The organism is Paraeggerthella sp. Marseille-Q4926, from assembly GCF_916618935.1.
Taxonomy (GTDB): domain Bacteria; phylum Actinomycetota; class Coriobacteriia; order Coriobacteriales; family Eggerthellaceae; genus Paraeggerthella; species Paraeggerthella hominis.
On record NZ_CAKAKF010000004.1, the window covers coordinates 203,972 to 217,344 of the forward strand.

Here is a 13,373-nt window from a genome sequence, read left to right on the forward strand (position 1 = left end):
AACCACGTGACCGCGGCCTCGCTTCTTCTCACGCGAAAACAAATCGCCCGAGCAGCGGGGCTTCGCTTTGCGAAACCTCGACGCTCGGGCGACACTGCATTGCAAGATGTTCGGGAGGTGCTGCGTTGCAGCATCGCTTTCAAGAACCTCGCGAAGGGTGCGGCAGTTAGCCGAAAATCAACTGGCGCTCCTCGCCAACCAAGGACGCGCGCGCCTGATCGCGCAGATTGTTCACGCCGATGAAGAACTGGCGCATCATCACAACCATGAGATAGCGGCCCTTCGGCGTAAGCGTGAACTCATCAGGCGTATCGCGGTCGAATGCTCCTGCCGCCTTCATGAACCCAACCTCTACGGGAAGGCCGCGCTCCACCGTGCATCCGAAATCGCGCTCGAACTGGCGCTTGTCCAGCCTCAATCCGAACAGCTGCATCATGAAGCGGTACCGCATGCGATCATGCTTCGAGAACTCCGTCTTTCCCATAAGCGACATACGATCGGAAGAGATTGCGGCATTGTAGTCGTTCACGCTGAACGTGTTCACGTACAGGTTCTTTCCCAAATACGTGATACCGCCGCTGCCGATAGCCGGGTACTCCTCGTAGTCCACAACGTATTCGTCGATCATCGCACCATCGCCCGCAGCACCCGTGCCGCGCTTGTTGAACGTCCAAGCGCTTCCGTGCTCGAACAGTGGATCGGAACCACCGGCAAGCAGTTCGCTGATAATCTCGTAGAAACGCCGTTCACGCTGGTAATCAACCTTGCCAACCGTCCTGGCCAGAGAGCGCGCGACGCTCGGAGAGGCCATCAGCGGATAAAACGTGGTTTGGCTGGTCCCGCTTTCCACCACGCGTTCGATATCCTTGATCAACACGTCTTCGGTCTGCGCCGGGAAATTGAAAATCATGTCCACGTTCAACGACGTGAAGTACGGGCTTGCATCCTGCACGCGCGCCAAGATCTCGGCGGCGCTTCCGTACTTGTCGTAGCGATCCATCTGCTTGAGCAGGTCGTCATCGAAGCTCTGAACGCCAACGCTCAAACGCTGAACGCGACCTTGCAGCTTATCCAAGTAAGAAGGAATCAGATGATTCGGGTTCGTCTCGCTGGAGACCTCGTTGATAGAGAACGTCTCGCGAGCAAGGTCGATAGTGTCGCACAGCTCGTCGATCATGATGGTCGGCGTGCCGCCGCCCACGTACAGGCTGTCGAAATCGTAGCCCAAATCTTTGAGCATCATCATCTCTTTGCGCATGCTTTGGAAGTACGGTACCGCACGATCCTCGGAAAAGGGGAAACGATTGAACGAACAGTACGGGCACAAGCGCTCGCAGAAAGGCACGTGCATGTAAAGCATGTATTTCTGACCAGGCACCGGAGCCGGAACACGGCGCTCGTCAGTGGGCTTGAGTTTCAAGTACTGGTTCGTGCATTGGCGGACTGCCGCCGTAAGCATGCGTTCAGATAGCATAGACTCCTCTGTCCAAAAAAACCGCCGCCCTTTCGGACGGCGGAAACCTTTATTCCCAAGCGGTCCGTCCAGCAGCAGCTTTTTTGCCGATGTCGGTTCGGAATTGTTTGCCTTCAAAATTGATATAGTCGCACGCTTCGTACGCCTTTTCGCGGGCTTCGTCGAACGAATCGCCCAAAGCCACTACGTTAAGAACGCGTCCACCTGCAGTAACAAGTTCCTCGTCGTAGTTCTTGGCAGTACCGGCGTGGAATACGGTAACGCCCTCTATGGCTTCGGCTTCGTCGACGCCAAGGATGACCTTTCCTTTTTCGTACGATCCGGGATAGCCCTCGCTCGCCAAAACCACGCACACCGCCCACTGCTCGGACCAGCGCAAGGTGATGTCGTCCGGACGCCCCTCGGCAACAGCCATCATGATATCTACCAGGTCGGTTTCCAGACGCGGCAGAACCACCTGCGTCTCAGGGTCGCCGAAACGAGCGTTGAACTCGATGATCTTAGGGCCTTCCGGCGTCAGCATGAAACCGCCGTACAGAACGCCGCGATAGTCATGGGCAAACGGCGCGCGAGCCGTAGCAGCGGCAGCCGTCTCCATGATCTCATGCATGGCGGCCAGTTCTTCAGGGGTAACGATAGGCACCGGCGAGTACACGCCCATGCCGCCCGTGTTGGGACCGCGGTCGCCATCGAATGCGCGCTTGTGATCCTGTGCGGTGGTCATACAGTGAGCCTTGCCGTTGCTGACGAACGCAAGCAACGAACACTCGGGACCCGTCAGGCATTCTTCGATGAGCACGGTGGAGCCGGCATCGCCGAACGCGCCGTCGAAGCAGGAACGAACAGCATCCTCTGCGGTTTCCAGGTCGTCGGCAACGACAACGCCCTTGCCCGCTGCCAAGCCGTCCGCCTTGACAACGATGGGAGCGCCCAATTCGCGAACGTAAGCGAGCGCTTCGTCCAAGTTCGTGAAGCTGCCGTAACGAGCCGTCGGAATACCGTTGGCTTGCATGAATTCCTTGCTGTAGGTTTTGCTGCCCTCCAGCAAGGCTCCTTGAGCATCGGGTCCGAACGTAGCCACGCCCGCTTCGCGCAAAACGTCCGCCACGCCGGCGACCAAAGGAGCTTCGGGGCCGATGACAACCAGGTCAATCGCATGCTCCCGCACGAACGCCAGCACGGCATCCGCATCCTCGGGATTCAGCCCGGCAACGTTCTGAGCAACGGCATCGGTTCCGCCGTTGCCAGGAGCTACGTACAGCCGATCGGCGCGAGAAGACTTCGCCAAGGCCCACGTGATGGCATCTTCGCGACCGCCGCCGCCCAACACCAGGATGTTCACATTCGTTCCTTTCATCAACCAACGCGTTTCACGTGAAACGCTCGAAAATCGAAAGCCTGAGAAGCTACGCGCGATCCCAGCCGCGCATGATGGTTTGGTCGCGATCGGGACCCACCGCGATAATGCTGATGGGAACACCGACGATGCGCTCAAGGTACTCGACGTAGCGCTGCGCCGTTTCCGGCAGGTCCTCGAAGGTACGGCATCCGGTGATATCGACGTCCTTCCAACCGGGAAGCTCTTCGTACACCGGCTTCGCATGGAACAGAACGCTCTGCTGCATGGGGAAGTAATCGTAAACCTTGCCGTCGCACTCGTACGCCGTGCACACCTTGATAGTATCGAATGCGCTCAAAACGTCAAGTTTGGTCAGCGCCACATCGGTCAGGCCGTTGACCTCAGCTGCATAGCGCGCGATAACCGCATCGAACCAGCCGCAGCGACGCTTGCGGCCCGTGGTCACGCCGAATTCGTGGCCGACAGCGCACATGAGCTCGCCGGTCTCGGCTTCCTCGCCTACGCCGCCATCTTCGGGAAAGCGCTGCTCGGTGGGGAAGGGGCCGCCGCCGACGCGCGTGATGTACGCCTTCTGAATGCCCAAAACGCGATCGATGGCCGTAGGACCGACGCCCGTTCCGGTTGCCGCGCCACCGGCGCAGCACGAAGAAGAAGTCACGTAAGGATACGTTCCGTGATCGATGTCGAGCAGCGTGCCTTGCGCGCCCTCGAACAGGATGGACTTACCCGCGCGCACGGCCTCGTTCAGCAGCTGCGCCGTTTCGGCCATGTACGGTTTGAGAATACGAGCGTACGGCAGGTACTCTTCGCAGATTTCTTCCACCGTGTACGTATGCAAACCGTAGATCTTCTCCAGAACGGGATTCTTCTGAGCGAGAACCGCTTCAAGCTTCAGGCGGAAGATCTTCTCGTCCAACAGGTCCTGGATGCGGATGCCCTTGCGAGCGACCTTATCCTGATAGCAGGGACCGATGCCGCGCTTCGTGGTGCCGATCTTGTTTTCACCGAGGCGCTTTTCGTCGGCGCCGTCGAAGTCTTTGTGGTAGGGCATGATAACGTGCGCATCGCACGAGATCTTGAGGTTCTTGCAGGAAATGCCCTCGGCTTCCAACATGGCCATCTCTTTGATGAGCACGCCCGGGTCGACGACAACGCCGTTGCCGATAACCGGCACTGCGTTCTCGTACATGACGCCGGAAGGCATAAGATGAAGAGCCAGTTTCCTGCTACCGTGGATAACAGTGTGGCCGGCATTGTTTCCGCCCTGGTAGCGAACCACGTAGTCGTATTCGCTCGCGATGAGGTCAGTGATTTTGCCTTTGCCTTCGTCGCCCCATTGGGCACCGATCAGAACCGTGCTGGGCATGTGCGTGAGTCCTTTCAACGCCCCGGTTTCATCATGCGGGGCAGTCCCGTAACAACCCTTGCATTATAGTATAGTTGCGCGTTCGGCCCCGCGCTTCCTCTGTCTTTATCGAGAAACCCCATCTAATGGGCCCTTATCAGCCGCATAACCGAGAAACAGGCCGGAGTTCAGGGCAAATTACAGCTCCAGCTTGTTCAAGGTTGGATCGACGGCGCGCAGGGCCTTGACCACTTCCTCATGACAGGTGAACAGAAGCACCTGCCGCATGCGCGCCAGTTCCGCAAGGGCACGCGCCGCTCCGGCGCGACGCTCCGAATCGAAGTTGACTAGGATGTCGTCGGCCAGGATAGGTATTGCACGGCCGACGTTGTCAGCCGTCATCAGCAAAGCAATACGCAAAGCAAGATAGAGCTGTTGGCATGTCCCCAACGACAGATGAAGGGGGTCTCGGGCGGTTTTGACTGCGTCGACCACATGCAACCGACCCTCGGCGGTCATGGCCACCTTAACCCACGCGCCGTCGGTCATAACGGAAAGCAAGCGACTTGCCTGGCGATACACTTCAGGCTGGCTCTTGCTCTCCCAAGCGCCAATAGCCGTTTCGAGCATGCGCTTCGCCAGAAGCAGGCGCGCATATTCGCGGGAGCTCTCATCGATGCGCGTCTTCACCTCTTCCGCTTGCAGCTTGAGCGCGTCGAATTCCCTTTCCTTGACGGCATGGGACAGTTCTTGCTTCAGCTCGCCGTACCGGCGGTTCAAATGCTCGCTTGTTTCCAACAGGCCGCTGCGCTGCTGCACCTTTTGAGCCAAAGCCGCGTCAAGCGCTTCCACGGTTCGCTCAGCACGCGAATCGATGCGCTCGAACAAGCGCTTGCGCTGGCGCTTCGCAAGCGCCAAGCTTTCTTCAAGCGAACTGCGCCGCGACACAAGGGCCTGTTGCCGCTGTCGATACAGATTGGATTCGGCGCGGGCATCCTTCGCTTCATCCAACAACGTACGAGCACGCCGAAGCGAACCTTGCGCCTCTTCCAACCCAACCGAATCAAGCTGAGCGCGCGCCTCCCGGCGAAACGACTCCCTGCTTTCCACGCATGCTTCAAGCTTCTTCTTGTCCTGCAACATAACCCACTGCGCATCTTGAAGACGCTCTTCCTTTGCATCGGCCTTCTTATCAGGCCGAAACAGCATCACCATCGCAGCCAGAGCCAACATGATGGCGAAAACGATCAGGCCGATGCCGCCAACGGTGAACGAAAGGCTGGTTATCTCTCGGCCGTGGATGAAAAGCGGCACGCCGGAAAGCATGAACAGGAGAGGCAAGGCGATGGACAGCACGATCTGCGTTGCGCGTTGGCGGCGCATCACCCCTTGCACAGACGTTGCGTCCTCGGACTCGAGCAGTACCTCGTACGCAGCCTTCGAAGTGGAAAAGTTATCCTGGGCAAGATCAACGGCATGCTCGAACTTCGCCTCGTCGACCGCCAAAGACTCGATCTTATCCCGCAACGCACGGTCTTCCGTTGTCGTCAAGCGAACAAGCGCGGCCGAATCCCCTCGATCGCGCAGACGATGCTCCAGTCGCAGCGTTTCTTCTTCAGCCCTTAAAGAGGCGATCTTGTCCTCCAGATCGTCCATCTCTTGGTCGATCTTTTCCACGCTTGCGCGGCAAACCGTCAACGCCTCTATATCGGAGTTAAGCGAGTCCAAACGCGCAAGCAGCTGGTCCCGTTGCGGCGCAAGGTCGTGAAACTCCTTGTCCTGGCGCTTGAACCGTTCGACCGTTTCAGCGGCGTAAGACAGCTTTTCACGCAGTTCGTCCTGCTGGACGCCTAGGTTAACCAGAGAATGTTCGATACCGGCAGCGCGCGAAGTGTATTCAGCCAGGCGATTCTGGATCAATGAGCGCGCGTGGGCGGGGGAGGCTCCGGTTCCCGACCCTGCCGTTAACAGTTTCGCCGTGACGTCCGATGTGTTCCTAAGCGTGCGAAGCTCGTCGCTTGTAAGCGAGAACATGGTTTGGAACGTTTCTTTGTCGATGTCGGACGCCAATGCAGCATCGCCTTGAAGCCCGTCAGCATTACGACCACGCGAGAGTTCGATTTCGTTTCCGCCAGCCTGGAAGAACAAGGACCCGGCGCGTTCGGCGTTCGCAGGCTTGTACGTGTTGCGCATACCGCGCGCGTCTTCCCACCCGAACAGAACGCCGCCGACAAACGAAGCCAAGGTTGTTTTGCCTGATTCGTTTCGGCCGAATATCACGTTAAGACCCGGCGTTAACGGCCCTACCGCCATATTGGAAAACGCGCCGAAGGACGCTATTTTCACGCGCTCAAGATAAGGCCTGGTCATCGGTCCTCCCCTTGAGAGAGAAGATCGAGCACAAGGTTTTCGGCTTCTGCGGACAACTCGTCCACAAGCCGCGTGCAAGCACTGGGCAGCTGCATGCCCTTCGCAAGGAATTCCTCTTGAAGATACGCTATCTCATCGTCGGGATTCGAGCGTTGGGCATCGGCGACCTGAAGAAGCACCGCGGGGAACAGCCCTTCCCGACGCAACGCATCCTTGTCGCGCGGCTCCACCGTTGCATCAAGCAGCGCGTCGCAGAAAAACGCCGGGTACGAATCGTTCAGGTGCTTTCGCAGGTCAGCGCGTATATCATCGCGCTCGAGCATAGCATGAAGATGCGTCGACCCCACCAATGTGATGCGCGAAACCATTTCCTCGCAGTGGGCTTTTCCGTTTTCGCGGAACAGCTCGCGCATGATCTTGTCGGTGACCGCCGGAAGGTTCGCGCAATCGGAAACGTCCACCCGCATGCGCTGCCACACGACGCTTGCCGTGGGAATGGGCTCTATCGTGTTCCGCGCGCCCTCCGTAAGCGTAACGTGGTAGATTCCGCGTTCGCCCGTCTCGTTGATGTCACGGCCCTGAATGCAACCGGAAAACACCAGGCGAGGATCTTCGAAAGACGGGTAAGCGTACCGAAGGTGGATATGCCCTAACGCCCAGTAATCCATCCCGGCGTTCATGAGAGTGGATGGCGCGACGGGCGCTTTCAAATGATCGAGATTGAGGCCCGTGTGCAAAACCCCTACCGCGAACGGAGCACTGGCAACTTCAGGGTATCTTTGAACAAGTGCCTCTTCAGCAGCGCGGCGCGTCACTCCCTCGGCAATGCACTCGTCAGCCGGCCATGTTTGGTTGTAGTACCCGCGACCCCCCACGATGCAAAGCGGGCGGCCATCGCGCTCGTACAGGGCGAATCCCGGACGATCGCCCGGTAGCATGACCGCATTCGAGGGAAGCGAGAAGCTGTCGTGCTGCCACGAGGTATACGGATCATGGTTTCCCGTGATCAGGTAAACGGGTATGCCCGCTTCCTCAAGCCTGCGCAAGCCAGCGAAAAAGTGCAGGTAGTCGCCGTACGAAGGACGGGCGTTATCGAAAATATCGCCCGCCATCACCACGAAGTCGACCTCACGGGCAAGAGCGGCCTCTATCACGCGGTCGTATGCTTCGGACAAAGCCGTGAGCAGGCGCGCTGCCCACGCATCGGAAAGCGCGCGTAAACCGCGAAAAGGAGCGCCAAGATGAAGATCGGCGGCGTGGATGAATGTCAGACGTTCGGCCATGCAAGCAGTGTACCTCGAATGCCTGCGACAAGGGAATTACATATAGCCGCCCGCGCGCGAATCGTCGATGAAATCCATGAAGCGCGTAAACTCGGCGTTGAAAGCCAGGGGGATGTCGCGCGTAGGACCGTTACGGTGCTTCGCCACAATCAACTGGGCGGTGCCCAGGTCAGGACGATCTTCGCTTTCAGCCTCGATTTCGTCCATGCTTCGGTCAATGAAGGCAACGATGTCGGCGTCCTGCTCGATCGAGCCCGATTCTCGCAGGTCGGAAAGCATCGGACGCTTCTTGCCGCGCATTTCGACCGCACGGGACAACTGCGACAGCGCAATAACGGGCATGTCCATTTCTTTTGCGAGCACCTTCAAGCCTCGGGAGATCTCGCCAACCTCGACGGCGCGGTTGCCGTCGGCGCGCGCTTTGGGCGGCTGCATGAGCTGCAGGTAGTCGACGATAATCAACCCTTTTTCAGCGTTGCGCAACTCTCGGCGCGCTTTCGCACGCAGCTCGAGGATGGAAAGCGCCGGCGTGTCGTCGATGTACATTTTCAGATTGGAAAGCTTGCTCGAAGCTTCAACGATGGCGCTCCAGTCAGAATCTTGCAACTTGCCCGAGCGCACGTTCGCAAGACCCACGCGGGCCTCGGCGCACAGGATACGCTGGACCAACTGGGAACCGCTCATTTCCAGGGACAGGAACGCAACCGTAGCGCCCAGCTTGGCGGCATTCGTTGCAAGGTTCAACGCGAACGACGTCTTACCCACACCGGGTCGGGCGGCAAGAATGACCAAGTCTCCGCCGCGGAAACCGTGGAACAGGTCGTCAACGTCCTTGAACCCCGATGCAACGCCGGCGATACCGCCGTCTTGAGCGGCGATCTCCTGGATCTCCTCGAACGCATCGACCAGCAAGGTATCGATACCGGTGAACGCCGACGAAACGCGCTGTTCGGTAACGTTGAACAGCGTTTTCTCGGCTTCCTCTACTACAACGCCCAAGTCGTCGGGGGCATCGTAGGCAAGGGCCGTGATAGACGCCGATGCACGGATCAAGTCGCGCAAAATAGACGTACGCTTAACGATTTCGACATGGTTCTGCCAGTTGGTAAGTGCAAACGTATTGTCCGCAAGCTCGATCAGATACGGTTTTCCGCCAACGGCTTCAAGCTGCCCCAAGCCCTTCAAGTTGTCAGCCAACGAGATATGGTCAATGGGAATATGCCGGGCGTACAAATCGAGCATCGATTCGAAGATACGTTGGTGGGAAGCGCGGTAAAAGTTCGCGGGAACAAGTTTCGCAGCAACTTCCTCGATAGCTTCCTGAGTCAGGATACATGCAGCCAACACGGACTTTTCCGCTTCGATGTTCTGAGGTTCAAGGCGACGGCGATCTTCGACGCGTTCGTCCTCAGGAGCAAAATCCGGGCTGTAGGGCGCAATGGGACCTGACATGAAATCTATCCTTTCAAAGGTATCGGCTCCCTATGATACCCCAAGCATTCTACCTGGTCATCAGTAATTTCTATGAGCCAAACACACCTAGTTTCGTTATCCACCGCAGCAAAAGAAACCCCTTTGCCCGCTATCAGGGGCAAAGGGGTTTTCCTCAAGTTTCCACAGCGTCTTGCAGTGGAAAACTATTTTTCAAGCAGGCTGCGATCGCTATTCAGCGGACTCGGCAGCTTCCTCGACAACCTCCTCGGCGGGAGCGACTTCTTCAGCCACTTCCTCAACCACGGTCTCTTCGACGGCAGCCGCGTCGCCGACGAACAGCTTCACGGTGGTCTTGATTTCGCGGTACAGGGAGATCTGAACCTCGTGGTCGCCAGCCGTCTTGATGGCATGACCCAGCGCGATGCGGCGCTTGTCAACATCAACGTCGGTCGCAGCCTTGATGGCGTCGGCGATCATCTGAGCGGTAACGGAACCGAACAGCTGACCCTCTTCGCCAACCTTGGCCTCAACCTTGACGACGGAGCCTTCGAGCTTGGCTTTCACAGCGTTAGCATCGGCAATGCGATTTTCCTCGCGCTTGGCAATGTTGTGCTTGCGCTGCTCGAGCTGCTTGAGGTTGCCCTTCGTGGCCAGGATGGCCAGCTTGTTCGGCAACAGGTAGTTGTTGGCAAAACCGGGAGCCACGTCGACGACGTCGCCCTCACCGCCCTTGCCCTTCAATTCTTGGAGCAGGATGACTTTCATGGTTCCTCCTAGCGCCTAGCGGCTGCGACGGTCGCCGCGACCGCTGATGGCGGGAACCGCGTAGGGCATCAGAGCCATCTCGCGAGCGCGCTTCACGGCGTTCGCGATGTCACGCTGGTGCTGGGTGCAGGCACCCGTCACGCGGCGCGGCTTGATCTTCCCGCGGTCGGTAACGAACTTACGCAGCATCTGAGTATCTTTGTAGTCGATGAACTGCGAGTCCTCCTTGCAGAACTGGCAGAACTTGCGACGCGGCTGCTTCGCGTAATCGGACATTTCAATAACCTCTTTCGTATCGCTTAAAACGGGATGTCTTCGTCATAAACCGAAGAAGAGGCATCAACCACCGGAGCGGCCATTGCGGGAGCAGCTGCCGGCGCGGAGTACCCGCCGCCCATGCCGCCGCCGTATGACGAATCGCTGTTTCGGCTGGACATGAATTCCAACTCGTCAACGATCACTTCGATCTTGCTGCGCTTCTGTCCGTCGCGCTCCCACTGGCTCCAACGGAGCTTGCCTTCGATGGACACCTTCGTGCCCTTGCTCAGGAATCGCGACAGGCTGTCGGCGCGAGCGCCGAACATCGTGCAGTCGATGAAGTTCGGGTAATCCTCCCATTCGCCGGTCTGCTGGTTCTTGCGACGGTCGTTGACCGCCACGCCGAAGCCCAGAACCGGAAGCCCGCTCGCAGTGGAGCGAAGCTCGGGATCGCGCGTCAGGTTTCCGCTGATGATCACTCGGTTAATGCTCATGGTGTCTTCCTCTTCTCATGACGGGTACCGGGTTTCGAACCGGGACCCTGCGTCGTATCCTTAATCGCGATCGGTGCGCTTGACGATCATGTGACGGACTACAGCATCGGTGATGCGCAGAACACGATCGAGTTCGGCAACGTCAGCGGGATCGGCGTGGAAGTCGATGAGAGTGTAGTCACCATCGGTCAGACCGTTGATCTCGTAAGCGAGTTTACGCTTGCCCCAGTTGTCGACGTTGTCAACCGTACCATTAGCATCGGCGATCGTGGTCTCGATACGCTTCATAACAGCGGCGCGGATTTCTTCGTCGATAGACGGAGCGACAAAAAACAGCAATTCATAAGCCTTCATCAGCTCACCTCCTTTGGACTGTACGGCCCCGGGCTGTGAAGGCGTTAACCGGGGCAGGAATTAGCCTTGCTAGTTTAGCAAAGGAGGAACGAGTTTTCCGTCACAACTCGCAGTATTCCGCCATTACACCGTTTCGCCACACTTCACAACCGGCGCGTTTGCCCAAATATCATTGTCGAACACGTTAAGGACATGATACCAAGGCGATCTAGCCAATACATGACGTGCGTCCAGCGCGCAGCCATCTTCGATCCATCCGAATCTTGCACGGATCTAGCTTCCACATGACCCCGCTCTGCTTTGAATCTAACGCAGCGCTCGCTCGAACCTTGCACGGATCTAGCAAGAATCTACGTCGATCCTAGCACAGGAGGTCAGAGGCGTAAAAAAGCCGCGACCCTCTGCAGGCCGCGGCAATCAATGCGAACAATATGTTCAGGGGAAAACGCCTTACTCGGCAACGTCTTCCTCGAGGTATTTCTCTTCGATATCTTCATCGGCGTAGGAATCGGCATCCTGAAGCGCGATCATGAAGTTGGGAGCTTCGCCAATATAAGCCGGCTCCTCCTCGAATTTCACCTCTCCGTCTTCGGAAGTCTCGTACAGGTACCCCACGGCGTATCCGGTGTCTTCGCCGGGAATGCCGCCTTCGGCGATCAAAGCGTCCTTCACGCCGTCGTCCACTTCGATGTAGCCGTCGTAGCACAGAGCGTACGCCGCCGCGCCGCGGGCATGCTCGACGGTGTGACGTGCAAAGTTGAAGCACTCCTCAGCAGACTCGCCGGGATGATTCTCCAGGAACAGGTTTTCCTTCACCACCAAGGCCGTGAAAGGAATTACCTCGGATCCTTGAGCCAGTTTCTCTTTAGCTTCCTCAAGCGAGAATAGCAGAACCTTCTCCAGGGTTTCTGGAATCTCGGGAACCTCTACGTCAGCGCTCTCGACCATGCGATCAGCCATAACCTCGTCCTTTCAATGAAACGCTCGTATCTTTTCGCAAGCGTGTCTCATAACGGCAATACCGTTTTTTCGCTGCGTTCAGTGTAGAGCTTGCCAACCTTAACGCGTATGACTGCTGATGGTATGCGTTGTATCTTCAGAATTCTCAGGCCTACGCGCGGGCTCTTTTGTTTCACGTGAAACGAAGGCTATGTCCGCGTCGAAGCGCATGCATAATGGAAGCTGGGAATGAAACGCATAAAAAACCCTGCACCGCCGAAGCAATGCAGGGCTCCTTTATTTTGAACAGCGCAGCTTAGTGACAGCTGCAACGATGGGCTTTGCGGCCCTTCTTTTTACCATTGATGCCCTTGTCCTTCATGGACAGAATAAGCTTCTCGGTTATCGCGTTCAGCTGAGCGACCTCTTCCTCGCTCAGACAAGACAGAATTTCATCAGCTGTTTTATCCTGCGCGACAACGCGCTTCTGAGCAACAGCGCGGCCTTCATCGGTCAGCTTTACCGCGTAGGTGCGCTCGCCGTCCGCGTCCTCGATGGTCGCGTATCCGTTGCGAACCGCCTTCTTCACGATATCCTTAAGCTCGCTGCGGCTCATGCCCATCACGCCTACCAGATCGCGCTGGGTTGCGCCGTCGTTTTCGATCAAGGCATTCAACAGTGCGCCCTGGCCGCGTTTATAGCTTTTCGGGCCGTTCTTGTGAAATCCCAGGCGCGTAAGCTTGCTGGCTTTCTTCAGTTGGTTCAACGTCATAGTAGCTTGATTCATAGGTATTCCTTCTTGCATCTTATTGATCTCTGTATGACAGAAGCTACTATACCGCTTGTTTTTTCACCTATTATATTATTCATAAATTTATCGTGATTAATAGTTTTGGCTGATTATAAGCAGTATTTATATTATTCACGAATAAGGAGTTATCAGCTCCTGAGCACCTTCTCCAAGGGTTTCCCCTTTGCCAGCTCGTCAACCAGCTTATCCAAGCGACGGATGTTCCTCATGAGCGGATCCTCTATGGCTTCAACGCGCACGCCGCACACGACGCCGGTTACCTTGTCGGCGCAAGGATTGATTTGCGGCGCCTGCTCGAAAAACGCGGCAAGGTCGGTGTCGTCGCTCGTCTTTTCCTGCAACTCTTCCTGACCGTATCCCGTCAGCCAACGAATTGCCTCGTCAAGCTCGGTTTTTGAGCGTCCCTTTCGCTCCACTTTTTGAAGGTAGAGCGGGTAGACGCGGGAAAACGGCATGGAAAACACCTTTGAGGAATCTTTGCTCATG

The 13,373-nt window shown here is 57.2% G+C and carries 13 protein-coding genes; all 13 read right to left on the reverse strand.

The features are described 5' to 3' along the window. Window positions 1-166: 166 nt before the first annotated feature. The 13 genes from LG373_RS09485 to LG373_RS09545 all read right to left on the reverse strand — a co-directional run bounded on the left by LG373_RS09485 (window position 167) and on the right by LG373_RS09545 (window position 13,372). Entirely contained in the window at window positions 167-1,474 is a 1,308-nt protein-coding gene (locus LG373_RS09485; RefSeq protein WP_114566336.1) for a coproporphyrinogen III oxidase family protein, read from the reverse strand. A gap of 49 nt (window positions 1,475-1,523) precedes the next feature. Next, window positions 1,524-2,816: a phosphoribosylamine--glycine ligase gene (gene purD, locus LG373_RS09490; protein WP_225749662.1), complete on the reverse strand. Its 1,293-nt coding sequence runs from the start codon at window positions 2,814-2,816 to the stop codon at window positions 1,524-1,526. Window positions 2,817-2,880: 64 nt separating this feature from the next. Beyond that, complete coding sequence (locus LG373_RS09495) at window positions 2,881-4,200, reverse strand: adenylosuccinate synthase (protein ID WP_114566338.1); 1,320 nt, start codon at window positions 4,198-4,200, stop codon at window positions 2,881-2,883. 177 nt (window positions 4,201-4,377) lie between these two features. Beyond that, window positions 4,378-6,549, reverse strand: coding sequence for an ATP-binding protein (locus LG373_RS09500; RefSeq protein ID WP_225749663.1), 2,172 nt, complete (start codon window positions 6,547-6,549; stop codon window positions 4,378-4,380). Next, window positions 6,546-7,832: a DNA repair exonuclease gene (locus tag LG373_RS09505; RefSeq protein ID WP_225749664.1), complete on the reverse strand. Its 1,287-nt coding sequence runs from the start codon at window positions 7,830-7,832 to the stop codon at window positions 6,546-6,548. The genes LG373_RS09500 and LG373_RS09505 overlap by 4 nt, the downstream gene beginning before the upstream one ends. 36 nt (window positions 7,833-7,868) lie before the next feature. Then, window positions 7,869-9,284 (reverse strand): replicative DNA helicase, encoded by a 1,416-nt coding sequence (gene dnaB / locus LG373_RS09510; RefSeq protein WP_114566341.1) that lies wholly within the window; start codon window positions 9,282-9,284, stop codon window positions 7,869-7,871. Between the two features lie 210 nt (window positions 9,285-9,494). Continuing rightward, entirely contained in the window at window positions 9,495-10,031 is a 537-nt protein-coding gene (gene rplI, locus LG373_RS09515) for a 50S ribosomal protein L9 (protein ID WP_114566342.1), read from the reverse strand. A gap of 15 nt (window positions 10,032-10,046) precedes the next feature. Next, the gene (gene rpsR, locus LG373_RS09520) at window positions 10,047-10,307 is read right to left on the reverse strand and encodes a 30S ribosomal protein S18 (protein WP_114566343.1); all 261 of its coding nucleotides are present in this window, start codon (window positions 10,305-10,307) and stop codon (window positions 10,047-10,049) included. Between the two features lie 23 nt (window positions 10,308-10,330). Next, the gene (locus LG373_RS09525) at window positions 10,331-10,783 is read right to left on the reverse strand and encodes a single-stranded DNA-binding protein (protein ID WP_114566344.1); all 453 of its coding nucleotides are present in this window, start codon (window positions 10,781-10,783) and stop codon (window positions 10,331-10,333) included. A 60-nt stretch (window positions 10,784-10,843) separates the two neighbouring features. Next, window positions 10,844-11,137 (reverse strand): 30S ribosomal protein S6, encoded by a 294-nt coding sequence (gene rpsF / locus LG373_RS09530; RefSeq protein WP_114566345.1) that lies wholly within the window; start codon window positions 11,135-11,137, stop codon window positions 10,844-10,846. 450 nt (window positions 11,138-11,587) lie between these two features. Then, complete coding sequence (locus LG373_RS09535; protein WP_216529260.1) at window positions 11,588-12,097, reverse strand: hypothetical protein; 510 nt, start codon at window positions 12,095-12,097, stop codon at window positions 11,588-11,590. 295 nt (window positions 12,098-12,392) lie between these two features. Next, a complete protein-coding gene (locus tag LG373_RS09540; RefSeq protein ID WP_123191608.1) occupies window positions 12,393-12,863 on the reverse strand; it encodes a MarR family winged helix-turn-helix transcriptional regulator in 471 nt (156 codons plus the stop codon). 152 nt (window positions 12,864-13,015) lie between these two features. Beyond that, complete coding sequence (locus LG373_RS09545; RefSeq protein ID WP_225749665.1) at window positions 13,016-13,372, reverse strand: DUF2200 domain-containing protein; 357 nt, start codon at window positions 13,370-13,372, stop codon at window positions 13,016-13,018. Window position 13,373: the final 1 nt, after the last annotated feature.

Coding starts and splice junctions, on each gene's coding strand:
- LG373_RS09525 (WP_114566344.1), bottom strand. CDS start 10,783: ATGAGCATTAACCGAGTGATCATCAGCGGAAACCTGACGCGCGATCCC.
- LG373_RS09495 (WP_114566338.1), bottom strand. CDS start 4,200: ATGCCCAGCACGGTTCTGATCGGTGCCCAATGGGGCGACGAAGGCAAA.
- LG373_RS09485 (WP_114566336.1), bottom strand. CDS start 1,474: ATGCTATCTGAACGCATGCTTACGGCGGCAGTCCGCCAATGCACGAAC.
- LG373_RS09500 (WP_225749663.1), bottom strand. CDS start 6,549: ATGACCAGGCCTTATCTTGAGCGCGTGAAAATAGCGTCCTTCGGCGCG.
- dnaB (WP_114566341.1), bottom strand. CDS start 9,284: ATGTCAGGTCCCATTGCGCCCTACAGCCCGGATTTTGCTCCTGAGGAC.
- LG373_RS09505 (WP_225749664.1), bottom strand. CDS start 7,832: ATGGCCGAACGTCTGACATTCATCCACGCCGCCGATCTTCATCTTGGC.
- LG373_RS09535 (WP_216529260.1), bottom strand. CDS start 12,097: ATGGCTGATCGCATGGTCGAGAGCGCTGACGTAGAGGTTCCCGAGATT.
- rpsF (WP_114566345.1), bottom strand. CDS start 11,137: ATGAAGGCTTATGAATTGCTGTTTTTTGTCGCTCCGTCTATCGACGAA.
- rplI (WP_114566342.1), bottom strand. CDS start 10,031: ATGAAAGTCATCCTGCTCCAAGAATTGAAGGGCAAGGGCGGTGAGGGC.
- LG373_RS09545 (WP_225749665.1), bottom strand. CDS start 13,372: ATGAGCAAAGATTCCTCAAAGGTGTTTTCCATGCCGTTTTCCCGCGTC.
- rpsR (WP_114566343.1), bottom strand. CDS start 10,307: ATGTCCGATTACGCGAAGCAGCCGCGTCGCAAGTTCTGCCAGTTCTGC.
- LG373_RS09540 (WP_123191608.1), bottom strand. CDS start 12,863: ATGAATCAAGCTACTATGACGTTGAACCAACTGAAGAAAGCCAGCAAG.